The organism is Vibrio cyclitrophicus (genome assembly GCA_023206055.1).
In the GTDB taxonomy this organism is placed as follows: Bacteria; Pseudomonadota; Gammaproteobacteria; order Enterobacterales; family Vibrionaceae; genus Vibrio; species Vibrio cyclitrophicus_A.
Genome location: CP065366.1, coordinates 3,341,663 through 3,366,230 on the forward strand (window position 1 = coordinate 3,341,663; position 24,568 = coordinate 3,366,230).

Here is a 24,568-nt window from a genome sequence, read left to right on the forward strand (position 1 = left end):
GACATTGGTTTACTTCAGAGCCAGCCTAACGTTGCGCTTATGCCAACAACCTAAGCCATCTGGAAGAGTTTCATTAATCTGAACGTACTGGCTCGTCACCTTAGTAACTCGGCCATTGTTTAGGCCGATAAACTGGCCTTTCTTGACGTTTACCACGTTGCCTTTGGGTGTTTGCACTAAGCCGAACACACTTGATCCACTGCCCATCACGCCTCTTAAACGAAGCTTACTCAGCGGGTACTTCTCTAACTTGCCATTACGAGAACGGGCGCTGGGTTGCCAGCAGTCTTTCTTAACCAAGGGTTGGTTTTGCACGATGGCTTCTTTAGGCAGTTCAAAGGGAGGACGAAAAGTGCGGCGCTGATAAGTCGCCGCCGTGAATTCAGTTGCTGGGACAAGCTGCTCAACCTCTTTTCTCGCCTTGGCTTCAACCTGCGTCACAAAGTCTTGTAGTGAGTCTTGATTCGCTTTGCAGCCAGATAGCGCAAGCAGCAACACGATTGAGTAAAACGCGCTATTGGGTTTCATCATTGACCTCCGATTTAAACTGGTAGGTATAAGCTCGAACCCTAAAGTGCAGCGTGCTGCTTTCTTGGCTGACTCGCTGCCAATTCACATCATCAAAACTAATGATGCGCGGCAGTTTGGCGATGGCAGCCGAGAAGTCGCCGATCTCGTGATAGTCACCCGTCAGCTCGATATTGAGCGGTAAACGATAGAGAAACTCCTTATTCTGCTTTTGACCCCAATCGATTCGAGTGAAGGTCAGCGAATTATCCAAGCCGAGTTCATTCACAGACGCCAACATACTGGCGAGCTCTTTTTGAACGGGCAGTTGCTCTAACAGATAATCGTAGCGACTGGTTAGCTCATCCAACTGGCTCTGCAACTTAGGTAAGGCTGCCACCTTATTAGCCTTTATTCGCAAGGTCGTCTTTAAGGTTTGTTCTTGTTGCTTCATCTGTTGCAGTTCATCGTCGAGAGGCAGCACATAAAGCCAAGTGCCGACACCTTGGATTAACACTATCAACACAAGGATCACGAGAAACTGAGGCAGCAATGGCCATTCGGTGATCTCATCAACATCAAGATCCTGAAAACTCATCCTGTTTTGCCAACTAATCCTATTTTGAAGGTTAGCCATGATGCACCCCCTTCTCTTTTTTGCTCGCGGCTGTGCTCTCTGCGGTGGTGTTTTCTAAAGACACAGAGCTGAACACAAAAGAGACCTTGAAGGTCTGGAACTCCTTATTGAAGCGCTTGCGGTTATGAACAATTGAGTGCATTTCGACACTTTCAAGTGACTCAGAACGCTCTAAATGATCCAACATAGTCGCGAGGCGAGCGGTACTGTCACTGATGCCCGACATTTCAATCTCCTGACCATTCATCTTTATCTTGTCGACATACACACCCTCTGGAATCAGCTCCGGCATCAAGTTCATGAAGTCGGTGGTCTTATTGCGGCCAAGCTGCAGCGACTCAACCACATCCAGTCGAGTCAGAATGGCTTTGTGTTCTTGCTCTGCGACTTTTAATGACTGAATTTGTCGGTCGAGCTCAGCGATGTATTGATTGAGATAGTTGAGGCGCGCTTGCTGCTTGGCTTGTTGGTCATGAAAGTAGTTACCGACCGCCCATTGCCCGCCAAGCGCGATGATGACGCCAAGAATAACCAAATGAACAAAACGCTTTTTATGCTGAGAACGAATTTCGTCGCGCCAAGGCAGCAGGTTAATTTGATGCAACATGCTTTTCTCCCTGCCACTTGAGTCCACTCATCGCCATACCCGCGGCAATGCCAAAGTGTTGCCAGTCCATTGGCAGTCGACGTCGCTTCGCTACTTTGTTCTCAAACAGAGATAAAGGGTTGAGCGACTCACAGCTCAACTGAAAATGGCGCTCTAGCTCTTCAGTGACCATCGGGATGCTCGCTCCCTCACCCATTAGCCAGATCCCTGAAATAGGCAGAAGTGCATTGACTGACGAATAGAGCTGCAACTGACGCTTAAGCTTTTCGATTAAATTGACAATAAATCGATGGGTATCTTCAGCCGTACCGAACACACCTTCTATATCACTCGGGTTATCTGAGCTGCGAAGGTCTTGAGTGCCAAAGGCAATGTCTTTATAGAAAGGCGCTGAACTCTGCGGAATAATCCCTAGCGAGGTTTGGTCGATTCCAACATCCACCAGCAACCAGTTCTTCTTATCGGGATACAAACGCGAAGCCAATTGCCAGACATTAAGCAGCCCGTGCCCCTGCGTATCCACCACCACAGGTTTAAAACCAGCCTTAGTTAATGCATCAGCGCGGCTATCGACCACTTCCTTACGAGTGGCATACACCTGATAACTGCTTGTCGATCCTTTACCAAATCGTTTGTCTTCCAGCTTTACAAAATCTAAACTCAGCTCCTCAATAGGAAAGGGAGACTGGTGAGCAAAGGTTTGATAGATCGAAAACTCTTTTTCTCTGTCTTCTAACTCACTCTCTATTTGCAGTACTTTGCTGATCACCGTGTTATCAGGTACTGAAATGGCGACGTTACGACAGCCAAAAGGCAGTCCTTTCCTAAGTTCTTTGAGTTTCTTAACAGTTTTCTGATACTCCAAAGTATGGTTAGCTGTAAAAATGTCGTCCGAAATCGGCAGCTCTTTGTATCCCACTAGGGCATACAACTCCCCCACGGGTTTTAGTACCACGGCTTTGATGCTGTGATGATTTATATCTATACCTGTAATTAATGATGAACCCATGTGACCTAGCTCCTGAAGTGCCAAGCATTTCGTTGATTATCTAGGGGTTGTGATTATTAGTTAAATAAGCGTTAATAAACGAAAGCTAAGTTTTTAGCCTAGAGTACAAGGGTTTGCTGCTTATCAGCCTTAACTAATCAGGGATTATCCGGTGAAGTTCATAAAGCGATTATTCATATTTACATTGATTTGCATGATTCTTGGAGTCAGTACAATTTTTGGGTTTTATTATTACGTAAAACCAGAGTTGCCTGATGTTGCCACTTTGCGTGACGTAGAACTCCAAACCCCGATGCAAGTCTTCAGTCAAGACGGAAAATTGATCTCTCAATTTGGTGAAAAGCGTCGTAACCCAGTCACTTATGACGAGATACCTCGCCACCTGGTTGAAGCCCTAATTGCTACTGAAGATAGTCGTTTCTACGAGCACCCGGGTATTGACCCAATTGGTATTACTCGTGCCGCGATCGTTGTTGCGATGTCAGGATCTGCAAAACAAGGTGCGAGTACCATTACTCAGCAGCTTGCGCGTAACTTCTTCTTATCTAATGAGAAAAAGATCATGCGTAAAATCAAAGAGATCTTCATTGCGATCCACATTGAACAACTTCTTAGTAAAGAAGAGATCATGGAGCTTTACGTAAACAAGATCTTCCTTGGTCACCGTTCATATGGCTTTGGCGCAGCTGCTCGTGTTTACTTTGGTAAAGACCTCCCTGAACTGACTCTGAGTGAAATCGCTACACTTGCTGGTATGCCAAAAGCACCATCCACAATGAACCCTATCTACTCTATTGAGCGCGCGACTCACCGTCGTAACGTGGTATTACGTCGCATGTTAGACGAGAAATACATCACTCAAGCAGAGTTCGATGAGGCTCGCAATGAAGAGCTTATCTCGAAATACCACGGTGCAGAGATCGAACTGAGCGCACCATATGTTGCTGAAGTTGCACGCGCTTGGATGGTGGAACGCTACGGTGAAGAAGCTTATACATCAGGCATGAAAGTCTACACGACCGTTGATTCGAAACTGCAAAAAGCAGCGAACCAAGCCGCGATTAAGAACCTACTTGGCTACGATGAACGTCACGGCTACCGTGGTGCGGAAAAAGTATTGTGGCAAACTGCACAGTCAGCGTGGGATCAAGAACAAATCGTTAAACACCTTAAGTCTCAACCAACCTATGGTGACCTAGTCCCTGCTGTTGTTACCGCGGTTGATTCGAAAAGTGCTCAAATTTGGGTTAAGAACCAAGGTGAAGGCACTATCGAATGGCAAGGTATGAACTGGGCACGTAAATTCCTAACAGATAACCGCCAAGGACCAGCACCTTCTCAAGCGAAAGAGATTCTGGCTGTTGGTGAGCAAATCTGGGTTCGCCATGAAGCTGTTACCGGCGATGAAGTCTCTGAGGAGCCGACAGAAGAGTCAGCAACGACAGAATCAGAAACACCAATTTTATGGCGACTAAGCCAAGTACCAAATGCGAACACCGCATTTGTTGCAATGAACCCGAACAACGGCGCGGTATTGTCGATGGTCGGTGGCTTTAACTTTGTGCACAACAAGTTCAACCGTGCGACGCAATCTATTCGTCAGGTGGGTTCTGGTATCAAACCATTTATCTACTCAGCAGCGATTGAGAAAGGCTTAACGCTAGCCTCACTGATCAATGATGCGCCGATTAACCAATGGGATAAGAGCCAAGGTACAGCATGGCGACCAAAGAACTCGCCACCGACTTACGTGGGTCCAACTCGTCTACGTATTGGCTTAGCTCAGTCTAAAAACGTAATGGCGGTACGTGTACTGCGCGAAGTAGGCCTAGATGATACTCGTAACTATCTAACTCGATTTGGCTTTGATATTGATGAAGTCCCGCGCTCTGAAACCATTGCTCTGGGTGCTGGTAGCTTAACGCCAATGAAAGTAGCTCAAGGTTACTCAGTATTCGCTAATGGCGGCTACTATGTTGAACCTTTCTACATCAGCCGCATTGAGACACCATTTGGTGAGACTGAATTTGAAGCGACACCGAAAGTGGTTTGTAAAGACGATTGCCAGCAGCAAATGACCGCAGACCCAATGGCGGACGAGTTTGCAGAGCAAGATGTGGATGCCAAAGTACAATACGCACCTCAAGTTATCTCTGAACAGAACGCATTCCTTGTTCGTGAAATGATGTACAGCAACATCTGGGGTGGCGGTGATTGGAGCGCAGGTACTGGTTGGAACGGTACTGGTTGGCGTGCACAGCCGTTGAAGCGTCGTGACATTGGCGGCAAAACGGGTACCACCAACGATTCGAAAGATACTTGGTACAGCGGTTACGGCCCTGGCATGGTTGCAACGGTATGGGTTGGTTTTGATAACCACAACCGTAACCTAGGCAGAACCAAAGCAAACTCGAACCTTGGTAAGAATCAGATTACGGGTGCAGAAGCTGGCGCGAAAACAGCAGAACCTGCATGGGTTGATTTCATGGGTACAGCGTTAGCGGGCGTGCCTGCTGAACGTAAAGAGATTCCGGAGAACATCGTTCGTGTTCGTATCGACCGTGAAACTGGCTTATTGACGAACAAATTCGATAGCTCATCGATGTTCGAGTACTTCGAAAAAGGCACAGAGCCAACCGAATACATCACTGAACGTTTCAATGACGACATCTACTCAACCTCATCAGGTGAAGCAGTAGAAGAACTGTTCTAGCTAGGGTTTGTTGAACCTAATAAGATGAACAAACAAAAAGGGTTGATATGAATTCATATCAACCCTTTTTTTATATCTATATCCGACCAGACTAGGCTCTGAACTCAAGCGCTAAGCCGTCTTCTCCAATTGAGTGCGAATCGTTTCCGCCAGTTGCTCAAAGCGACCTTTCAATGGAGAGCCCGGACGGTAAGCCACAACAATTCGACGTGAAGGTGTTGGATTCACCGCAGGTACGTAACACACACCATCTTTCTGCTTTTCCTTTGGCACCGATAGCTGAGGTAGCAAGGTAATGCCCGCCCCCGCCGCGACCATGTTACGCAGCGTTTCTAAGCTGGTTGCCTTAAAACGTTCATCGTCTTTTGCGCCCGCAGCAAAACAGAAGCCCAAGGCTTGGTCTCTTAAACAGTGACCGTCACCTAACGCCAGTACGGTTTGTCCATTTAACTGCAGCATATCGACAGTGTCTTGCTGAGCCCACTCGTGGTCACATGGAACGGCAACACTTAACGGCTCGTCATACACATCAATTTCTTTAAACACCGCCGTTTCATCAACCGCAGCCAGTACCAAGCAATCAAGCTTGCCATCTTCAAGTTGGCTCACTAATTGATGGGTCTGGGCTTCATGCAAGTAAAGCTCAAGATCTGGGAAGCTCTCTTTCAGGTGAGGAATGATTTTAGGCAAGATGTAAGGACCAACAGTCGGAATAAAACCAATGTGCATCGGCCCCGTCATCGCTTCACCATGTCCACTCGCCATATCTTTAAAAGTTTTCACTTCGTTGAGAATGCGCTTGGCTTGTTCAACAAGTTGTAACCCTGATTCTGTAAATATGACCTTCCTTGGACTACGCTCGGTTAACTGAAGTCCAATTTCATCTTCTAGTTTGCGTATTTGACCGCTTAGTGTCGGCTGACTGACAAAGCACGCTTCTGCCGCTTTTCGGAAGTGTTTATGCTCTGCGAGCGCCACCAAGTATTCAAAGTCACGAATGTTCATGATCAGTCTCTTACCTCAGGTTTTAATAAGAACAAGGGTTCTAATCGAAACATTTAAAAGAAAAATGCTTTTGATAGAATTTACCTATCAAAACCATAACATCAAACGATTAGAGCTATCAAAGGATTTATCTAATAATGGGCTCAACAAAACGAAACTGAGCAACGAAAAACGTTAAGCTCTAATAGAACAAAATTAAAAATACTATTTAAGGAAATCAATATGTTTGCATCTAAAGAAGGTCAATCAATCCCTCAAGTAACATTCCCAACTCGCCAAGGCGATGCATGGGTTAACGTAACGACAGAAGAGCTATTTAAAGACAAGACAGTTATCGTATTCAGCCTACCAGGTGCGTTTACACCAACATGTTCTTCAAGCCACCTTCCTCGTTACAACGAACTACATTCAGTGTTCAAAGAAAACGGTGTTGATGACATCCTTTGTGTTTCTGTAAACGACACGTTCGTAATGAACGCATGGAAAGCTGACCAAGAAGCTGAAAAAATTACATTCATCCCAGATGGCAACGGTGACTTCACAGACGGCATGGGTATGCTAGTTGAGAAAAACGACATCGGCTTCGGCAAACGTTCATGGCGCTACAGCATGCTGGTTAAAAACGGCGTGGTAGAAAAAATGTTCATCGAAGAAGACGTACCAGGCGACCCGTTCAAGGTTTCTGATGCTGATACTATGCTTAACTACCTTGCTCCTGAGCACAAAGAGCAAGAGTCAATCACAGTATTCACTAAGCCAGGCTGTCCTTTCTGTATGAAAGCGAAACAGAACCTAATCGACAAAGGTCTAAACTACGAAGAAGTGGTTCTAGGTAAAGACGCAACAACAGTAAGCCTACGTGCAATCTCTGGTCGCACAACAGTTCCTCAAGTATTCATCGGTGGCAAACACATCGGTGGTAGCGAAGAACTAGAAACTTTCCTAGGTTAATCACTTAGTCGCTAATAAACGCTTAGTAATACCAGCTAACCCACCCTCTTGTGGGTTAGCTATTCCAAACCACTCTTATCTGAGCTTTGGAAAAAGATGTAGCTTCTGACTCGCTAACTTTTAACTAACCTATAGTTAGTAACAAGAAGCAGTTAGTAACAAAAAGCTGAATCACAAGCTAAACCTAATAAAACAGAATCACAAAACTGACCCGCAATCCTAACTCTCAAAAAATCACCAGAGTTGGAGGGGTTCGTTCACACTAAATTTAGCCATTGCGAGAAAATTATTATGAAACAAGTCAATGTAGATGTAGCAGTTATCGGGGGCGGTACGGCAGGTCTAGGTTCTTACCGCGCTGCAAAAGCACACACTGACAGTGTCGTGATGATTGAAGGCGGCCCTTACGGTACAACCTGTGCTCGTGTTGGTTGTATGCCATCTAAACTGCTTATTGCAGCGGCAGAAAGTGTACATCACATCAAGAAAGCTCCGGCTTTTGGCGTTCACCCACAAGGCGACATCGTGATTAATGGCCGTGAAGTGATGGACCGAGTGAAGTTTGAGCGTGACCGTTTTGTTGGTTTTGTTTTAGAAGGTGTTGATGAAATTCCAGAGCAAGACAAGATCTCTGGCTACGCAAAATTCTTAGACGACAACACGCTACAAATCGATGACCACACGGTTGTGGCCGCTAAGCGTATTGTTATCGCGACAGGTTCGCGTCCTGCATACCCTGCAGTTTGGAATGAACTCGGCGACCGCCTGATCATTAACGATGACGTGTTCAGCTGGGATGATTTACCAGAGTCGGTTGCGGTATTTGGCCCAGGTGTTATTGGCCTAGAGCTTGGTCAATCACTACACCGCTTGGGTGTGAAAACAAAACTGTTCGGTTTAGGTGGTCAAGTCGGCCCAGTAACCGACCCAGAGATCATGGCGTACGCAGATAAAGCCTTCAATGAAGAGTTCTACCTAGATGCTGACGTAAAAATCGAAAGCATGAAGCGTATTACAACGGAATCAGGTGAGGCTCGCGTCGAAATCCAGTTCATCAATAAGCAAGGTGAACTAGAAACCAACATCGTTGAGTACGTACTGGCAGCGACAGGCCGTCGTCCAAACACAGACAAACTTGGCCTAGAGAATACCTCTCTTGAGCTTGATGAGCGTGGTGTTCCAATCGCAGACCACTACACGCTACAAACATCATTGCCATCAGTATTCATTGCGGGTGATGCCAGCAACCAACTGCCTCTGCTACATGAAGCAGCAGACCAAGCGCGTATTGCGGGTGACAACGCAGGTCGCTTCCCTGAGATTCGAGCTGGCCTGCGCCGCTCTAAAATCTCTGCGGTATTCTCTGACCCGCAAATCGCGATGGTTGGTGAAACGTACAAAGAGATCACCACTCGCTTAGGAACATGTGGTTGTTTCGCAACAGGTGAAGTGTCTTTCGAGAACCAAGGTCGTTCACGAGTGATGCTACGCAACAAAGGTATTCTGCACGTTTACGGCGAGCAAGGTACAGGTCGTTTCCTTGGTGCTGAAATGATGGGACCAAACGCAGAACACTTGGCTCACTTACTCGCATGGGCACACCAGAAAAAGATGACAGTTTCTGAAATGCTAGATATGCCGTTCTATCACCCAGTAATCGAAGAGGGTGTACGAACAGCGCTACGTGACTTGAATGCGAAACTGCACCTAGGTCCAGAGATGGTGAAACACTGTCTAGATTGCGGCCCTGGCTGTTAATCTCAGGCCATAGAGACAGGTAGCCGTTTGCTCCTTAACAGAGACTAGATACTAAAAAGGAAAGCCATTGGCTTTCCTTTTTGTTTTGGCAACGAGCAAACTATAGATTCCCGATTACGCTCCTTCGTCGCTTTCGGGAATGACGATAATTATCAAAATATGATAAGACCGAAATCCTCTACGTCATTCCAGAACTGAGGAACGAAGTATCTGGAATCTCTTGAAGCCATTACCTGTCGCTAAATACTTAGCAATTACTTCTCAGCAGCAATAACAGAGATCTCAACCAGTAGCGCTTCACGAGCCATGTCGCCAGTTACACATGCGCGAGCTGGAGCATGACCTTCTGGAACCCATGCATCCCATACTGCGTTCATTTCTTGGAAGTCTTTCATGTCTTTCAAGTAAATCGTTGCTGACAGCATGTGCTCTTTGTCGCTGCCTGCTTGCTCAAGTAGCGCTTCTACTTTATCTAGCATCGTCTGTGTTTGCTCAGTGATGTCTTTGGTTGCATCAGCACAAACTTGGCCACATAGGTAGATAGTGCCGTTGTGTTTCACAATACGGCTCATGCGTTGTTTGGTGTCTTGGCGCTCAATCATCGACTTTCTCTCTCTGTGTCACCGTGATCCAATATCTTGTGACGTGTTATTATCAGGGCAACAAGCATAACGCGAATCAAACCCAAGATGACATGCATTCATTGCAATAAAAGTGAAAAAATCCGTAACAAACTCGGTCGCTGCCAGCGTTGCATGAATCAGCTGATGGTGTTGTCGATTTTGAGTTGGGGAGTATGGTGGCTATTTTTCAGAGAAGATCCAAAAACCATCAATGCCATCGCTTTGATGATGGCCGCTTTCGCGTTCAGTGGTTTGTTGTCGCTGCATTGGTTCATGAAGTTTTTGGTTCTGCCTTTAAGGAACAAAAAGCATTAATAACGAGATTGGTTGGATAGGCGATAACGGTTAGGTGCTTGATTCAATACACAAAGAATTAATCTCAATTCGAGTTATCATCACTTCTCAAACAACAGATAGAAAAAAGCCCCAGAACCAATCGATTCTAGGGCTTTCTTAGAAAATTCTAAGAAAAAGCAGTGGTACTTTAATAGACCGGGCTTTTCTTAATTTGTTCCCAAAAAAAGATCAGATTTTTGATCTTTTTTTTAGGGACTATAAAATCAATGCCTTATGCAACATTCACCTTAGCGATAATCTGCTCGACCAAGTTCACTTCCAAGGCCACTTCATCACACGCATGTTGACGAGGGCACTGGTCGCAATCTTTCAGTACCTTCTCAGGTAGCAGGGATTTCGATGTTGGTAAGAAGTCATGCTTCATAAAGAACTCAGGTGTACGAGTCAGTACAAATACCTTCTTGATAGCCATTTGGCGCGCTTTCTCAACCAAGTGCTGAACAATCGCCGTCCCCTGCCCTTGACCTTGCCAACCTGCTTCAACGCCCAGTGAACGTATTTCCGCTAAGCCAGAGTCATACACATAGAGCGATGCACAACCTGTCACCTCACCATGATGCTCTGCGACCGCAAACGACCCTATATCACGCACCAGTTCATTACGAGAACGAGGTAGGTTTTCACCCATGTTCGCCCAGTAAGCGACCATGCCTTCCAACGCTTCAATATCAGTCAGACGAGCAGGACGAACCTTGACGATGGAAGTGTCACGCTGTGATAAACGTTTCTCAGCTTGGTCAACCGCGTAAGCCACTTGCTGTGGAGATACACCGCCTAGCGCGCTACGTTTTTCAAGACACGATTCAATGGTCAGGATGTCATACACATCCTCTTCAATCACCTCAGAGAACTCTTTCATCTCTGCGATGGTTAATTCTTCTAATGCACAGCCTTTAGCAATCGCCGCCACTACCGTCACACCAACAATGTGGTGAGCTTCACGGAAAGGAATACCTTTCGCTACTAAGTAATCAGCCAGCTCTGTTGAGTTCGCGTAGCCTTGTTTCGCTGCTTCAAGTGTACGTTCGCCGTTCACTTTAATGCCGTCAAAACAGAGCGCTGCCATTTCCATACAATCATTCCAAGTATCTAAAGCGTCGAATAGACCTTCTTTATCTTCTTGCATGTCTTTGTTGTACGCCAAAGGCAGAGCTTTTACTGTCATCATCATCGCAGCTAACGAACCGTATACACGGCCCGTTTTGCCACGGATAAGTTCTAGCGCATCAGGGTTTTTCTTTTGTGGCATCAGAGATGAACCTGACGTCACGGTATCCGCTAACTCGATGAAGTTTGATTCACCTGAGTTGTAGAAAATCATATCTTCTGCAAGACGCGAAAGGTGAAGCATAGAAATAGAAGCGATCGACATCAGCTCCATCACATGGTCACGGTCAGAGACTGAATCTAGAGAGTTGCGCGTTGCACGACGGAAACCTAAGTTGTGAGCTAACTCTTCACGGTCCATCGGGTAAGCTGTTCCTGCCAGGGCACCAGAACCCAGCGGACATGTATCTAGACGCTTAATCGCATCATTCAAACGAGAATAATCACGCTCAAGCATTTCAACGTAAGCCAAGCACCAGTGAGCAAAAGTTACCGGCTGAGCACGTTGTAAGTGAGTGTAGCCAGGAAGCACGGTTTCTTGATGCTGAGAAGCAACATTCACCATTTGGCTTTGCAGACGATCAAGCGCTAACAGCAGTTGATTACCTTGCTGACGACACCAAAGCTTAAGGTCAGTCGCTACTTGGTCATTACGAGAACGGCCAGTATGAAGTTTTTTGCCCAAATCACCGACTTTGCCGATAAGTTGTTGCTCAACCCAGCTGTGAATATCTTCTGCATCAGAACGTAAGATCTGTTCAGGATCTTCCATCACTTCGAGTTTTAGCTCGTTCAGTGCAAGCTCTAGTCTTTGCTGCTCTTCTTCTGTTAGAACATTGACCGACTGTAGAGCTTTTGACCAGGCAATAGAGCCCACAATGTCTTGCTCAGCCAATCGGTAATCAAAACGAAGAGAATCGTTAAAATCTTTGAACCGCGTGTCTGCTGCTTGGGTAAATCTACCGCCCCATAATGCCATTGTGTATCTCCTAATTGCACAGTGCTCACTGTTTTTGCAAATGATAATTCTGATTAAGATTCAGTATTTTTCTGATGGTTTAAACTTACGGCAATTCAAAATGAAAATAAAGTATTAATTCATTATTTTCACATATTTATTCACCAAAAGATCATTCCATTGATTATTTTCAGCGTGGAGCGCGAATTATATGCCATTCAATGGTAAAAGCTGAAGCTGATTTATTAAGCGAATAGAAAACAAAAAGCCCATTCACTGTTTAGTAGTAAATGGGCTTTGCATAATAATGTCGGTTTACTGGCCTTTAACCTTTCGCTAAAGGCTAGCCCGCTAACTCATTGTTAGGATTACTTTTGGCTATTCAAAGCACGGATACGGCTTGATAGCGAGTAAAGACGGATGAAGCCTTCAGCGTGGCTTTGGTCGTAAACTTCATCTTCACCAAAAGTAGCAAACTCTTCTGAGTATAGGCTGTTGTCAGAACGCTTCTGAGTCACCGTTGCATGGCCTTTGTAAAGTTTGATAACCACTTCACCATTCACGTCTTGTGCTAGCTCTTCTGTCGCGGCAAGGATTGACTTACATAGCGGAGTGAACCAACGACCATCGTATACAAGGTGAGAAGCCTTAACACCTAGTTCTTCACGGAATTCGAATGCCGCTTTATCAAGAACCAGTTGCTCTACTGCACGCAGTGCTTCCATCATGATCGTGCCACCCGGAGTTTCGTAACAACCACGAGACTTCATGCCAACAAGACGGTTTTCTACGATATCGATACGACCAACACCGTGCTTAGCACCCTTCTCGTTTAGGTAAACCAGTGCGTTGTATGGCGTCATTGTTTCGCCATCAACCGCAACCACTTCGCCTTTTTCAACTTTAAGCGTAACAGTTTCAGATTCGTTTGGCGCTTGCTCTGGGTCTACAGTCCAAGCCCAGCAATCTTCATCTGGTGCGTTCCATGTATTTTCTAGAACGCCACCTTCTGTAGAGATGTGCCATGCGTTTGCATCACGCGAGTAAATCTTAGTAAGAGAAGCGGTACAAGGGATGTTACGCTCTGCTAGGTAGTCTAGACACTCTTCACGGCTCACTAGATCCCACTCACGCCAAGGTGCAATTACGTGTAGATCCGGTGCTAGTGCAGCAAATGCGCCTTCAAAACGAACTTGGTCATTACCCTTACCTGTACAGCCGTGGCATAACGCGTCCGCACCGACTTTACGTGCAACTTCAACCTGAGCTTTCGCAATGATTGGACGAGCCATTGAAGTACCTAGTAGGTATTTACCTTCGTAGTAAGCGCCTGTTTTTAGAGTCGGGTAGATGTAATCTGCCACCATCTCTTCTTTCAGGTCAGCGATGTAACACTCAGAAGCACCAGACGCTTTTGCTTTCTCTTCAATACCAATCAGCTCTTCATCGCCTTGGCCTACATCAGCAACAAATGCGATAACTTCGCAGTCATAGTTCTCTTTCAACCATGGAATGATTACTGATGTGTCTAGACCGCCAGAGTAGGCTACTACAACTTTCTTTACGTTAACTTTGCTCATTTTCTTTCTCCTAATTTCCATACTGCACATGGCGGTCAGCGTTGGAAATGACTTCATAATTATATGTTTATTTAGTTTGTCTAAATTCTTTAAGTAGTGACCCGCTGTGAGACCTACTGAGGTAAAAACTGTGTTCCGATGCTCTTACCTGAAAAAAGTTGTGTCAGTTTGTCTGGGTATCGCCAAGTGGCGACTTCGATTGGTCGTCCGAGGTCGTTAGCAGCTTCTAGTGCGGCTTTAACCTTAACGATCATGCCGTCAGTAATGACTTTTCCTGTGATGAGGTCATCGGCTTGTTGTTGATTGAGGCTTGGAATCAGATGACCTTTACCATCCAACACACCACTTACATCAGAAAGCAGTACCAGTTCAGCATCAAGTGCGCCTGCAACGGCAACCGCGGCTTGATCGGCATTAACGTTCATCAGTTGGCCTTGATCAGTCAGACCAATAGAACTAATGATTGGCAGTGCGCCAGCATCAAGAATCGCTTGCAGGACGGTTGAGTCGCCCGGCTCAGCTTTACCTACTGCACCCAACTCAGGATTCAGCTCGCTGACTTTGCATAAACCACCATCTGCTAGGCTCAAACCAACGGCATTGATACCGTCTTTAATCGCCTGACCTTGAAGTAATTTATTCGCCGTACCCGCTAGTGCACCAGCGATCACAGGGATCTGATCATAAGGAGTAACACGTAGCCCTTCTTTCTTAACGGTTTCGAGGTTTAAATTCTTCATCAAGTCATCAACAAGGTAGCCGCCACCGTGCACAATCACGATTGGTCGTTGTGCCTGTTGTTGGTAAGCAGAAATAGCACCAAATAACTTGCTAAGTGTTTCACCACAAGATAGCGCAGCGCCACCTAACTTTATGATTAATGGTTGATTATTCAGGCTCATATCTAGATTCCTTTACACTAACGCAGTTAATGGTGCAAAACCATAACGTAAATTTAAACACTGCATCGCTTGGCTAGATGCACCCTTTAATAAGTTATCAATCGCTGAAACAACGATGATGTGCTGACCTTGAACCTTCCAACCTAAGTCACAAAAAGGCGTCTGTTCTACATCTTGAATTCTTGGCAATGTCTCTTCGAGTAATCTCACTGCTGGCTTACCTTGATAAGCTTGCTCAAAGGCATCTTGTATCTGTTGTTCTGTCACACCTTCAGCTAGTTTCATGGTGATGGTCGCCAAAATGCCACGCTTAAAGTTGCCGAGGTGTGGAGTGAAAATCACATCACATCCTAAATGTGCGGCCATTTCAGGTTGATGACGGTGATTAAATACGCCATAAGCTTGCAGGCTTACTTCACAGAAGCTGTTGACCATAGTCGCCTTGCGACCTGCACCAGTAACGCCACTGGTTGCGTTAATCACTGGCCATTGGTTTTCATCCAGTAACTTTGCTTCAACCAAAGGCTTAATCGCCAGTTGTGATGCAGTTGGGTAACAACCCGCGACAGCGACAAGCTGAGCTTCTTTGATTTCTTGTTCGTTCCATTCAGCTAAACCGTAAGCCGCTTTGTCTAGCCATTGTTCGTGTTGATGTTCAAAACCGTAAAACTCTTGATAGAAATTTTCACCTTTAACTCTGAATGCACCCGATAGGTCGAACACTTGGCAATCGTTCTCTAGAAAGATTGGCGCTAGGTCGTGACTTACTTCGTGTGCAGTGGCTAAGAAAATCACATCAGACTGCTTTGCCACTTCTTCTGGATTCGTTAATGGTTGTACTGGCATATCAATCAAGCCAGCTAACTTACCGTGCAATGCCGCAATAGGTTTACCTGCGTCTACACTATTGGCTGAGACATATAAACCTGATAGCGTGAGCTCAGGGTGTCTTTTTATCATTAGAGCCAGTTCTGCTCCTGTGTAGCCGCTTGCGCCAATGATCGTGGTTTTCAACATCTCAACACATCCATTCTTGAGGTAAGTTATATTTCAAATTTGACTATTCATACTTAATTTTTAGCTTTATTTGATTTCTTATGCATTAAATATGATTTAATATGTGTTTTACCGACTTATGGTTTTCCTGTCAATAGTAGAAGTGAAGTTATTATGCAATTACCGAGTTTTCTTGAGGTCTATAAAGGCCTGATTTCCACCGACTCCATTAGCTCGACCGATCCAAGCTGGGATCATGGCAACGAGAAAGTGATCGAAAAAATGGCTCAATGGTTTAAAGACGTAGGCTTTAGCGTTGAGGTGGTAGAGGTCGAACCCGGCAAGCATAATATGGTCGCAAAGATGGGTTCTGGTGAAGGGGGCTTATTGCTTGCAGGACACAGTGATACCGTGCCATTCGATGAAGGACGTTGGAACTTCGCCCCTCACGCACTGACAGAGCACAACAACCGCTTCTACGGATTGGGCACCGCCGACATGAAAGGCTTTTTCGCTTTCGTTTATGAAGCTGCGAAGAAGATGGATTGGAGCAAGCAAACCAAGCCGCTTTATGTATTAGCAACCTGTGACGAAGAAACCACTATGCTGGGTGCTCGTCATTTCACTGAAAATGCACCGTTTAAACCGGACTACTGCATTATTGGTGAGCCAACCAGCCTTGTACCTATTCGTGGTCATAAAGGCCATGTCGCCAATGCCGTGCGAGTAACGGGTAAATCAGGTCACTCTTCAGATCCCGCTTTAGGTGTCAACGCTATCGAGATCATGCATGAAGTGTTATTTGCTTTAATGCAGCTGCGTGACAAGTTAGTCAAAGAGTATCATCACCCAGGTTTTGCGATTCCAAGCCCGACCCTAAACCTTGGTCATATCCACGGTGGCGACAGCGCTAACCGTATCTGTGGTTGTTGTGAACTGCACTATGATGTTCGTCCTTTACCAGGCATCAGCTTAGATGGCTTGGATAACATGCTGCGTAGCGCACTGAAAGAAGTAGAAGCAAAATGGCCGGGCAGAATTGAGATTACACCACTACACGAACCTATCCCGGGTTACGAGTGCCAACACGACCATCCATTTATCGGAGGCATGGAATCCGTTTGCGAAACTGAATCACAAACCGTGAACTATTGTACGGAAGCTCCTTTCCTTCAAGAACTTTGCCCAACCTTAGTTCTGGGTCCGGGCTCAATCGACCAAGCTCACCAACCGGATGAGTTCTTAAGCTTCGATTTTATTGACCCAACAATTGATGTTCTGAGTAAATCTATCCGTAAATATTGTTTCTAAATCCGAACATTCACATAAAAGCCACCCTAAAAAGTGGCTTTTATTCTGCTATCCCTGATATAGCCTCAATCTTGTAATTAAATTTCACTTTTTCTCTAAGTTTTGAAAAATTTACTTCTCCCGCATTTTTAAACCTAATAATTGCAAACTTAGAATGCTTTATTTGACTAGATACAGCAGTTTTCGCTAGATTGTGTACTTAACAAGGAACAATGGATGTAATTTTTTTACGAGGCAGGATGACAATGAACGAGAAATACGCCGCTCTCAAGAGTAACGTAAGCATGCTGGGACGCTTGCTAGGTAACACAATCCAAGATGCACATGGTGACGTTATCTTAGAGAAAGTGGAGACTATCCGTAAACTTTCCAAATCCGCCCGCGCAGGCAACAAAGCTGACCGTGACAGCCTAGTTGAAGAAATCAAAAACCTGCCGAACGAACAACTCACTCCTGTTGCTCGTGCATTTAACCAATTTCTCAACCTCACCAATATGGCAGAGCAGTACCACACCATCTCTCGCCACTGTGAGGAGCATGTTTGCGAACCAGACGTGCTGCAATCTCTATTTTCCAAATTAAACCAGAATGACATCAGCAAGCTAGACGCGGCTCAAGCCGTTCGCGACCTGAACATTGAACTCGTTCTGACTGCACACCCAACAGAAATCACTCGTCGTACCATGATCAACAAGCTGGTTAAGATCAACGAGTGTCTGTCTAAATTAGAATTAAGCGACCTATCACACAAAGAGCGTGTGAAAACCGAACGTCGCCTGGAGCAACTTATCGCTCAAGGTTGGCACTCAGATGTGATTCGTCAGCAACGCCCTACGCCACTTGATGAAGCTAAATGGGGCTTTGCAGTTGTTGAGAACTCGCTTTGGGAAGCTGTGCCAGATTTCCTACGTGAAATGGACGGCCGACTAAAAGGCTACCTTGGTGAAGGCCTGCCAATTGATGCACGCCCGGTACACTTCTCATCTTGGATGGGCGGTGACCGCGATGGTAATCCATTTGTAACGCACACCATCACCAAAGAAGTGCTGCGCCTATCTCGCTGGAAAGCCGCTGACCTGTACCTAGGTGACGTAAACGAGCTGATTACCGAACTGTCGATGACTAAGTGTAATGATGCCGTTCGTGAGCTAGCGGGTGACGAGCACGAAGCTTACCGTGCAATCCTAAAGAGCCTACGTACTCTGCTGAACAACACGCTAGAAGTGCTTGATGCGAAACTGCACGACGCTGAAGTACCGAAGAAAGAAACACTACAGAACATCGACCAACTTTGGACTCCGCTTTACGCGTGTTACCAATCGCTGCACGAATGTGGCATGGGCGTAATCGCAGACGGTTCTCTACTTGATACCCTGCGTCGCCTGAAAGCATTCGGTGTGCACTTGGTTCGTCTCGATGTTCGTCAAGAAAGTACACGTCACTCAGATGTGCTGTCTGAACTGACTCGCTACCTAGGCATTGGCGATTACGACCAGTGGAGTGAGCAAGACAAGGTTGCTTTCTTAACTAATGAATTAAGCTCAAAACGCCCGCTGCTACCACGCGACTGGGAGCCATCTGAACAGGTCAAAGAGGTTTTAGACACCTGTAAAGTGGTTGCTGCTCAACCTCGTGAAGCCTTCGGTGCTTACGTGATTTCTATGGCTCGTACTGCATCAGATGTACTGGCTGTTCACTTGCTGCTACAAGAATGTGGTTGCCCGTACCGCATGGACGTATGTCCTCTGTTCGAAACGCTAGACGACTTGAACAACTCAGAAGCGGTAATGAAACAGTTAATGAGCATCGACTTGTACCGTGGCTTTATCCAGAACCACCAAATGGTGATGATTGGATATTCTGACTCAGCGAAAGATGCCGGCGTAATGTCTGCAGGTTGGGCTCAGTACGACGCGATGGACAAACTGGTTAAGGTTTGTGACGAAGAAGGCATCGAACTGACTCTATTCCACGGCCGTGGCGGTACAGTTGGTCGTGGTGGTGCTCCAGCGCACGCAGCCCTTCTTTCTCAACCACCTAAGAGCTTGAAAGGCGGCTTACGTGTAACTGAGCAAGGCGAAATGATCCGCTTTAAGCTTGGCTTGCCAGATGTTGCCGTAAACAGCTTCAACCTATACGCAAGTGCGATTCTAGAAGCGAACCTTCTGCCGCCACCTGAACCAAAACAAGAATGGCGCGACCTAATGGAAGTGCTGTCTCAAGTCTCTTGTGAGGCTTACCGTAACGTGGTTCGCGGTGAAGAGAAATTCGTACCTTACTTCCGTCAAGCTACGCCAGAGCTAGAGTTAGGCAAATTGCCCCTCGGTTCTCGCCCTGCGAAACGTAACCCGAACGGTGGCGTAGAAAGCTTGCGTGCGATTCCATGGATCTTCTCATGGAGCCAAAACCGTTTGGTACTTCCAGCATGGTTAGGCGCAGGTGAAGCCATTCAATACTCAGTAGACCAAGGCCATCAAGCGCTACTTGAAGAAATGTGTCGTGAGTGGCCATTCTTCTCAACTCGTCTGGGTATGTTGGAAATGGTGTACTCAAAGTGCAACATGGAAATTGCCAAGTACTACGACCAACGTCTTGTTGATGAAGAGCTATTACCTCTGGGTGAGTTACTGCGTGAACAGCTACAAAAAGACATCAAAGCAGTACTGAATGTAGAAAATAACGAGAACTTGATGCAGAGCGACCCTTGGGGGCTTGAGTCAATTCGCCTACGTAACATCTACGTTGAGCCACTAAACATGCTTCAAGCAGAGCTGCTTTACCGTACTCGTAAGTGTGAAACACCACCAGCAGAGCTAGAAGAAGCGCTAATGGTGACGATTGCAGGCATTGCAGCAGGTATGCGAAACACTGGTTAATTAGTGATTCCTACTACAAAAAGAACAAAAGGTCGCCACATGCGACCTTTTTGTTTTGCATAATAACCACTAGTGAGTATTTTGTCAGTTTTTTGGGTTATTTTGTCCATGTATTCTACTTTATGCTTATTATTTAGATATACTACTGCTCCGCTGCGGAAACACTCCAAAAAAATAATCTGCAGCAATTTGACCAATAAACTGGTCAACCTAGGTGATAAACGGCTTTGTAAGGTGACATAACCAACCGATGAGTTGGTGCTACTTAGACATAACCAATATAACGTGCCATTAGAAGCACACTTGTTGTTTAAGTATTTGTTTACTGTTTACCATTTGGATTTCAGACATGTCATTACCACACGTAATTCTAACCGTTTTAAGTACACGCGATGCTACTGGTTACGATATCACAAAAGAATTCTCCGCAAGCATTGGTTACTTCTGGAAAGCTAGCCATCAACAAGTTTACCGCGAGCTAAATAAAATGGCTCAGAACGACCAGGTAACTTGCGTGCTTGAGCCTCAAGAAGGCAAACCTGATCGTAAAGTTTACTCTATCACTGATGCTGGCCGTGGCGCGCTAGGTGAATGGTTTGAACAACCGACTGCACACCCAACCGTTCGTGATGAGTTCTCAGCTAAGCTAATGGCTTGTGCTGTACAACCTTCTGACGCTTACCGTGTACAACTTGCTGAGCTAGTAGAAGAGTCTCGCAAACTGGTTTCTCACTACCGTGAAATCGAAGCGGCTTACTACGCAACGCCATCAACACTAGACAAGCAAGCACGCCTTGAGCGTCTTACTCTTCGTCGTAACCTACTTATCCGTGAAGCATGGATTGTATGGGCTGAAGAAGTACTGCTTGAACTTGGTGCTCTTGCTTAAGTTAAGCTAGAAGCTAGAAGCTAGAAGCTAGAAGCTAGAAGCTAGAAGCTAGAAGCTAGAAAAGCAAAAGGCTTGAACTCTTAGAGTCCAAGCCTTTTTTGTATCTATAGGATTTGAAATTTACAGCCAAAGGCTTTTCACAAGCGCTTAGGCTTTACTTCTTAGACTTTGCTTAAAGCGCAGCGACTTGTGGACGAACACCTAGCGTATGACAAAGTGCATAAGTCATTTCTGCACGGTTTAGCGTGTAGAAGTGGAAATCTTTCACACCTTCACGGCTCAGCGTACGAACCATATCAATGGCTTGGCTAGCACCTACTAATTGACGAGTTGTTGGATCATCATCCAAACCTTCAAACTGCTTCGCCATCCAGCCTGGTACTTTTACGTTGTTCATTGCTGCAAAGCGAGACGCTTGCTTGAAGTTAGAAACTGGCAAGATACCCGGTACAATCTCAACATCAACGCCAGCCGCTACGCAACGGTCACGGAAACGTAGGTAGCTTTCAACATCGAAGAAGAATTGCGTAATAGCACGGTTTGCGCCCGCATCCACTTTGCGTTTTAGGTTGATAAGGTCAGATTGAGCGCTCTTCGCTTCAGGGTGAACCTCAGGGAATGCAGCAACCGAGATATCAAAATCATGGCGCGATTTAAGCAGTTCAACTAGGTCAGAGGCATACATCTCTGGAGCTCCACCGCCAGCAGGAATATCACCACGCAGCGCCACAATACTTTCAATACCATTTGCCCAGTAATCGTCGGCAATTTGAATCAGCTCTTCGCGGCTAGCATCAATACACGTTAAGTGTGGCGCAGCAATTAGGCCTGTTTGGTTCTTGATTTCTTTAATGATTGAGTGGGTACGATCACGTTCACCTGAGTTTGCACCATAGGTTACTGATACAAATTTTGGTTGAAGTGTTTTAAGACGGTGAACAGAATTCCACAGTGTTTCTTCCATCTTCTCACTGCTTGGTGGAAAGAATTCAAATGACACATTGATGTTATCAGAAAGCTCAGCAATATTCTGATTTAAAGCGTCGATATGGCCTGCGTGTGTGTATCCCATCTTACTCTCCCTGTGGCAAAAACAACCACTAAAATCTCAAATCCTTAAACGACGTTTAGACGTCTATATGTCTGTAGAATGTATTGAATACGATTTAATGTCAACAGATCCATTATGAATTTTTCTCAAGTAGATCGTGAGTAAAACTCAAGTAGTTAGATGACTCACAAAGCAGAAATAATGTAGAGAAAAGGCTGAAAAACACATCGTGCTTTCAGCCTTATTTATCTTAGTGAATAGTATGCTATTTAGACACTAAAACAATTTATCTGAGTATTAAACCAACCGATCTGAGTATCAGAACAGACTAGACATTCTGTTTAGGTCAGATTGAATTGCACCCGCCGTTACTTCACGCCCCGCTCCTGGACCACGAATAACCAATGGATTATCTTTGTACCATTTGCTCTCAATCGCAAAGATGTTATCGCAAGGCAGCAAGTTCGCTAGAGCGTGTTCTTTAGACAGAGCTTCAACGCCTACGGTTGCCTTACCATTCTTCTCTAAACGCGCTACGTAACGCAGAACCTTCTGTTGAGAGTGCGCTTTCTCTAAACGCTCAGCCAACTCTTCGCTCAACACAGAAGCCTTATCAAAGAAGTCATCAACCGACAGGTCTTGTAACTCTTCAGGTACCAATGATTCCACTTTTACGTTTTCAGGCTCGATGTCTAAACCCGATTCACGAGCCAGAATCACCAGCTTACGCATCACGTCTGAACCATCTAGGTCAGCACGTGGGTCTGGCTCAGTCAGGCCTTGTTGCCACGCTAAGTCTACCAACTCACTGAACGGCACAGTGCCATCAAACTGTTGGAACAACCAAGACAAGGTGCCCGAGAAAATGCCAGACAAGGCAATGATGTCATCGCCACTTTCACGCAAATCACGTACCGTGTGGTTAATCGGCAAACCTGCACCAACGGTCGCGTTGTACAACCAGTGACGGCTGATCTTCGCGAAAGCATCTTGTACCTGATGGTAATACTCGCTCGATGCAGAGCCTGCCACCTTATTCGCCGAGATCAGGTGAATACCTTGTTGTGCGATTTGCAGATATTTTGATGCAAGCACTGGGCTCGCAGTAACATCGAGAACCACTGCTTCATCGTAACCTTGAATAGAGCCCAAACGCTCTAACCAGTCGTTACCGTTGTTGGCAATCGCTTCGTCATCAAAGCGCTTACCTACCGAAGTCGCATCTATGCCTTGGTCATCGAACCAATAGGTTTGGCTATCAACCACCGCAACTAATTCAAAGTTCATTCCACGACGCTTTTCAAGTTCCGCCTTTTGCTCTGCAAACAGGCTTAACCAGCTTGAACCAATGTTGCCCTTGCCACATAAAGCAATCGCAACACGCTTCTGCGCTTGGAATAGCTGAGAGTGAATACCTTTCACTAGGCTTGAAGTTTCACTCTTACGAATCACAGCCACTAAACTCAATCCTGAGTTCGCTTCTGAGATGAACTCAACCGGCGAGCTCTTAAGCTGCTGGTAGAAACCGTAACAATGATTCGGGTTCTTAGTCACGCCAGCACCCACGGCAGCAATGAGAGAGAATCCTTCTTTAAGCTTGATCTCAGCTTCAATCGCGTGATCTTGTAGATATTCTAACGCACCACCAGCGATCTCTTCTGTGTAAGCAAGACGCAAACAGTGCTGATCCGGTTCAAGCTCATAAGCAAGCGGCTCAAGTTGAGCGCGCTTAAGCCCTTCAAGCACTTCACTCTCTAGACGGTCGAAATCATGGCCATGACCAAAGGTCAGTTGCACAATAAGAACTTCATCCAGAGAAGTAATGATTTTCGCACCACGACCCGATGCCAGTACACGCTCTATCTGTGTAGAGCCCGCCTCTGGCTGATAACTGCAGCGTAAGCTTAAGTCCATAGCACTTTGAGCCACAGGCTGTAGCGTTCGGCTATGAAGCACTGGAGCCGCTAGACGAGCTAACTCACTCGCTTCATCAAGGCGAAGCAGAGGTAGTAAGCACGCATCCGAAACCAAACGAGGGTCAGCGCTGTATACACCAGCGACATCACTCCAAATTGTTACGCGTTCAACCTCAGCCAAAGCACCAATCACAGTTGCTGAGTAATCCGAGCCGTTACGGCCGAGTAGAACCGTTTCACCGTCAGTATTTTGAGCCATAAAGCCAGTAATCACGACACGACAATGTGCATGCTGCGCTAAGGCTTCTTTAATCAGAGGGTAAGAACGTGCACGGTCCACTTCAGGTTGAGCACCCACTTCTGCACGTAAAAAGGCACGTGCATCTTGAGCAACCGCTTGTAAATCATGTTGGCACAACAAAGCAGCTAACAGACGTGAAGACCAAACCTCACCATGTCCTAGCACTTGTGCTTTTTGCGCTTCGCTTAGAGGAGCCGTTAACTCACCCAAAGCGGTAAATTCTTGCTGAATAGTGGTCGTTAGCTGAGCCGCAGACTCACCTTCAAGCAGCGCTTCAATCAGCTCAAGTTGGAACTGACGAAGTGCTTGCAAACATTCGTGGGCGATACGGCCATCTTTGTCGAGCGCTTCAACAAACTCAATCAAGCGGTTCGTTGTTTTACCCGCTGCCGATACCACGACCAAGTCAGTGGCTGATGAGTATTCTCTAAGAATGTTGACCACGCGTTGGTAACACTCAGGATTCGCTAAGCTGCTACCACCAAATTTATGTAGCTGGCGAAAGGTTGCCATT

Annotated in this window: 19 protein-coding genes; 7 read left to right on the forward strand and 12 right to left on the reverse strand. The window is 45.9% G+C overall.

The genetic code is table 11. The features are described from left to right. Positions 1-9 precede the first annotated feature (9 nt). From ITG09_14895 to pilM, 4 genes are read right to left on the reverse strand one after another with little or no spacing between them, the layout of a single operon-like run. Positions 10-528 carry a pilus assembly protein PilP gene (locus ITG09_14895; protein ID UPR53654.1) on the reverse strand — a complete coding sequence of 173 codons (519 nt, stop codon included), beginning with the start codon at positions 526-528 and terminating at the stop codon, positions 10-12. Then, on the reverse strand, positions 515-1,144 hold the full coding sequence (gene pilO / locus ITG09_14900; GenBank protein ID UPR51937.1) for a type 4a pilus biogenesis protein PilO: 630 nt from the start codon (positions 1,142-1,144) through the stop codon (positions 515-517). The genes ITG09_14895 and pilO overlap by 14 nt, the downstream gene beginning before the upstream one ends. Beyond that, on the reverse strand, positions 1,137-1,751 hold the full coding sequence (locus ITG09_14905; protein ID UPR51938.1) for a PilN domain-containing protein: 615 nt from the start codon (positions 1,749-1,751) through the stop codon (positions 1,137-1,139). The genes pilO and ITG09_14905 overlap by 8 nt, the downstream gene beginning before the upstream one ends. Further along, positions 1,735-2,760: a type IV pilus assembly protein PilM gene (gene pilM / locus ITG09_14910; GenBank protein UPR51939.1), complete on the reverse strand. Its 1,026-nt coding sequence runs from the start codon at positions 2,758-2,760 to the stop codon at positions 1,735-1,737. The genes ITG09_14905 and pilM overlap by 17 nt, the downstream gene beginning before the upstream one ends. Before the next feature lie 151 nt (positions 2,761-2,911). On the opposite strand from pilM, the gene ITG09_14915 reads away from it, so the two are divergent. Further along, positions 2,912-5,473 (forward strand): PBP1A family penicillin-binding protein, encoded by a 2,562-nt coding sequence (locus ITG09_14915; protein ID UPR51940.1) that lies wholly within the window; start codon positions 2,912-2,914, stop codon positions 5,471-5,473. Between the two features lie 111 nt (positions 5,474-5,584). Here the strand turns inward: ITG09_14915 and oxyR are convergent, their stop codons facing one another. Then, a complete protein-coding gene (gene oxyR, locus ITG09_14920) occupies positions 5,585-6,478 on the reverse strand; it encodes a DNA-binding transcriptional regulator OxyR (protein UPR51941.1) in 894 nt (297 codons plus the stop codon). Positions 6,479-6,700: 222 nt separating this feature from the next. Here oxyR and ITG09_14925 point away from each other — a divergent pair, with 222 nt between their 5' ends. Both ITG09_14925 and ITG09_14930 read left to right on the forward strand, forming a co-directional pair. Then, a complete protein-coding gene (locus ITG09_14925; GenBank protein UPR51942.1) occupies positions 6,701-7,429 on the forward strand; it encodes a glutathione peroxidase in 729 nt (242 codons plus the stop codon). A gap of 291 nt (positions 7,430-7,720) precedes the next feature. Further along, positions 7,721-9,187, forward strand: a complete 1,467-nt coding sequence (locus tag ITG09_14930; protein UPR51943.1) for a dihydrolipoyl dehydrogenase — start codon at positions 7,721-7,723, stop codon at positions 9,185-9,187. Positions 9,188-9,441: 254 nt separating this feature from the next. On the opposite strand, the gene ITG09_14935 is transcribed toward ITG09_14930, so the two are convergent. Further along, positions 9,442-9,789: a RidA family protein gene (locus ITG09_14935; GenBank protein ID UPR51944.1), complete on the reverse strand. Its 348-nt coding sequence runs from the start codon at positions 9,787-9,789 to the stop codon at positions 9,442-9,444. Between the two features lie 87 nt (positions 9,790-9,876). Here ITG09_14935 and ITG09_14940 point away from each other — a divergent pair, with 87 nt between their 5' ends. After that, complete coding sequence (locus ITG09_14940; GenBank protein UPR51945.1) at positions 9,877-10,125, forward strand: DUF3624 domain-containing protein; 249 nt, start codon at positions 9,877-9,879, stop codon at positions 10,123-10,125. A gap of 253 nt (positions 10,126-10,378) precedes the next feature. Here the strand turns inward: ITG09_14940 and argH are convergent, their stop codons facing one another. From argH to argC, 4 genes are all read right to left on the reverse strand, one after another. After that, complete coding sequence (argH, locus tag ITG09_14945; protein ID UPR51946.1) at positions 10,379-12,253, reverse strand: argininosuccinate lyase; 1,875 nt, start codon at positions 12,251-12,253, stop codon at positions 10,379-10,381. Positions 12,254-12,600: 347 nt separating this feature from the next. After that, positions 12,601-13,812: an argininosuccinate synthase gene (locus ITG09_14950; protein ID UPR51947.1), complete on the reverse strand. Its 1,212-nt coding sequence runs from the start codon at positions 13,810-13,812 to the stop codon at positions 12,601-12,603. A 113-nt stretch (positions 13,813-13,925) separates the two neighbouring features. Further along, positions 13,926-14,714, reverse strand: a complete 789-nt coding sequence (gene argB, locus ITG09_14955) for an acetylglutamate kinase (GenBank protein ID UPR51948.1) — start codon at positions 14,712-14,714, stop codon at positions 13,926-13,928. A gap of 12 nt (positions 14,715-14,726) precedes the next feature. Beyond that, entirely contained in the window at positions 14,727-15,731 is a 1,005-nt protein-coding gene (gene argC, locus ITG09_14960) for an N-acetyl-gamma-glutamyl-phosphate reductase (protein ID UPR51949.1), read from the reverse strand. Positions 15,732-15,884: 153 nt separating this feature from the next. On the opposite strand from argC, the gene argE reads away from it, so the two are divergent. From argE to ITG09_14975, 3 genes are all read left to right on the forward strand, one after another. Continuing rightward, positions 15,885-17,021, forward strand: coding sequence for an acetylornithine deacetylase (gene argE, locus ITG09_14965; GenBank protein ID UPR51950.1), 1,137 nt, complete (start codon positions 15,885-15,887; stop codon positions 17,019-17,021). Positions 17,022-17,260: 239 nt separating this feature from the next. After that, positions 17,261-19,897: a phosphoenolpyruvate carboxylase gene (gene ppc, locus ITG09_14970; protein UPR51951.1), complete on the forward strand. Its 2,637-nt coding sequence runs from the start codon at positions 17,261-17,263 to the stop codon at positions 19,895-19,897. 349 nt (positions 19,898-20,246) lie between these two features. Beyond that, entirely contained in the window at positions 20,247-20,786 is a 540-nt protein-coding gene (locus tag ITG09_14975; protein UPR51952.1) for a PadR family transcriptional regulator, read from the forward strand. 172 nt (positions 20,787-20,958) lie between these two features. Here ITG09_14975 and metF read toward each other — a convergent pair whose 3' ends face one another. Next, positions 20,959-21,858: a methylenetetrahydrofolate reductase gene (gene metF, locus ITG09_14980; GenBank protein ID UPR51953.1), complete on the reverse strand. Its 900-nt coding sequence runs from the start codon at positions 21,856-21,858 to the stop codon at positions 20,959-20,961. Positions 21,859-22,155: 297 nt separating this feature from the next. Beyond that, on the reverse strand, positions 22,156-24,567 hold the full coding sequence (locus tag ITG09_14985; GenBank protein ID UPR51954.1) for a bifunctional aspartate kinase/homoserine dehydrogenase II: 2,412 nt from the start codon (positions 24,565-24,567) through the stop codon (positions 22,156-22,158). Position 24,568 lies beyond the last annotated feature (1 nt).

Excerpts from the sequence above, each read along its gene's own strand:
- ITG09_14895 (UPR53654.1), bottom strand. The coding sequence starts at position 528 with ATGAAACCCAATAGCGCGTTTTACTCAATCGTGTTGCTGCTTGCGCTA.
- pilO (UPR51937.1), bottom strand. The coding sequence starts at position 1,144 with ATGGCTAACCTTCAAAATAGGATTAGTTGGCAAAACAGGATGAGTTTT.
- ITG09_14905 (UPR51938.1), bottom strand. The coding sequence starts at position 1,751 with ATGTTGCATCAAATTAACCTGCTGCCTTGGCGCGACGAAATTCGTTCT.
- pilM (UPR51939.1), bottom strand. The coding sequence starts at position 2,760 with ATGGGTTCATCATTAATTACAGGTATAGATATAAATCATCACAGCATC.
- oxyR (UPR51941.1), bottom strand. The coding sequence starts at position 6,478 with ATGAACATTCGTGACTTTGAATACTTGGTGGCGCTCGCAGAGCATAAA.
- ITG09_14925 (UPR51942.1), top strand. The coding sequence starts at position 6,701 with ATGTTTGCATCTAAAGAAGGTCAATCAATCCCTCAAGTAACATTCCCA.
- ITG09_14930 (UPR51943.1), top strand. The coding sequence starts at position 7,721 with ATGAAACAAGTCAATGTAGATGTAGCAGTTATCGGGGGCGGTACGGCA.
- ITG09_14935 (UPR51944.1), bottom strand. The coding sequence starts at position 9,789 with ATGATTGAGCGCCAAGACACCAAACAACGCATGAGCCGTATTGTGAAA.
- ITG09_14940 (UPR51945.1), top strand. The coding sequence starts at position 9,877 with ATGACATGCATTCATTGCAATAAAAGTGAAAAAATCCGTAACAAACTC.
- argH (UPR51946.1), bottom strand. The coding sequence starts at position 12,253 with ATGGCATTATGGGGCGGTAGATTTACCCAAGCAGCAGACACGCGGTTC.
- ITG09_14950 (UPR51947.1), bottom strand. The coding sequence starts at position 13,812 with ATGAGCAAAGTTAACGTAAAGAAAGTTGTAGTAGCCTACTCTGGCGGT.
- argB (UPR51948.1), bottom strand. The coding sequence starts at position 14,714 with ATGAGCCTGAATAATCAACCATTAATCATAAAGTTAGGTGGCGCTGCG.
- argC (UPR51949.1), bottom strand. The coding sequence starts at position 15,731 with ATGTTGAAAACCACGATCATTGGCGCAAGCGGCTACACAGGAGCAGAA.
- argE (UPR51950.1), top strand. The coding sequence starts at position 15,885 with ATGCAATTACCGAGTTTTCTTGAGGTCTATAAAGGCCTGATTTCCACC.
- ppc (UPR51951.1), top strand. The coding sequence starts at position 17,261 with ATGACAATGAACGAGAAATACGCCGCTCTCAAGAGTAACGTAAGCATG.
- ITG09_14975 (UPR51952.1), top strand. The coding sequence starts at position 20,247 with ATGTCATTACCACACGTAATTCTAACCGTTTTAAGTACACGCGATGCT.
- metF (UPR51953.1), bottom strand. The coding sequence starts at position 21,858 with ATGGGATACACACACGCAGGCCATATCGACGCTTTAAATCAGAATATT.
- ITG09_14985 (UPR51954.1), bottom strand. The coding sequence starts at position 24,567 with ATGGCAACCTTTCGCCAGCTACATAAATTTGGTGGTAGCAGCTTAGCG.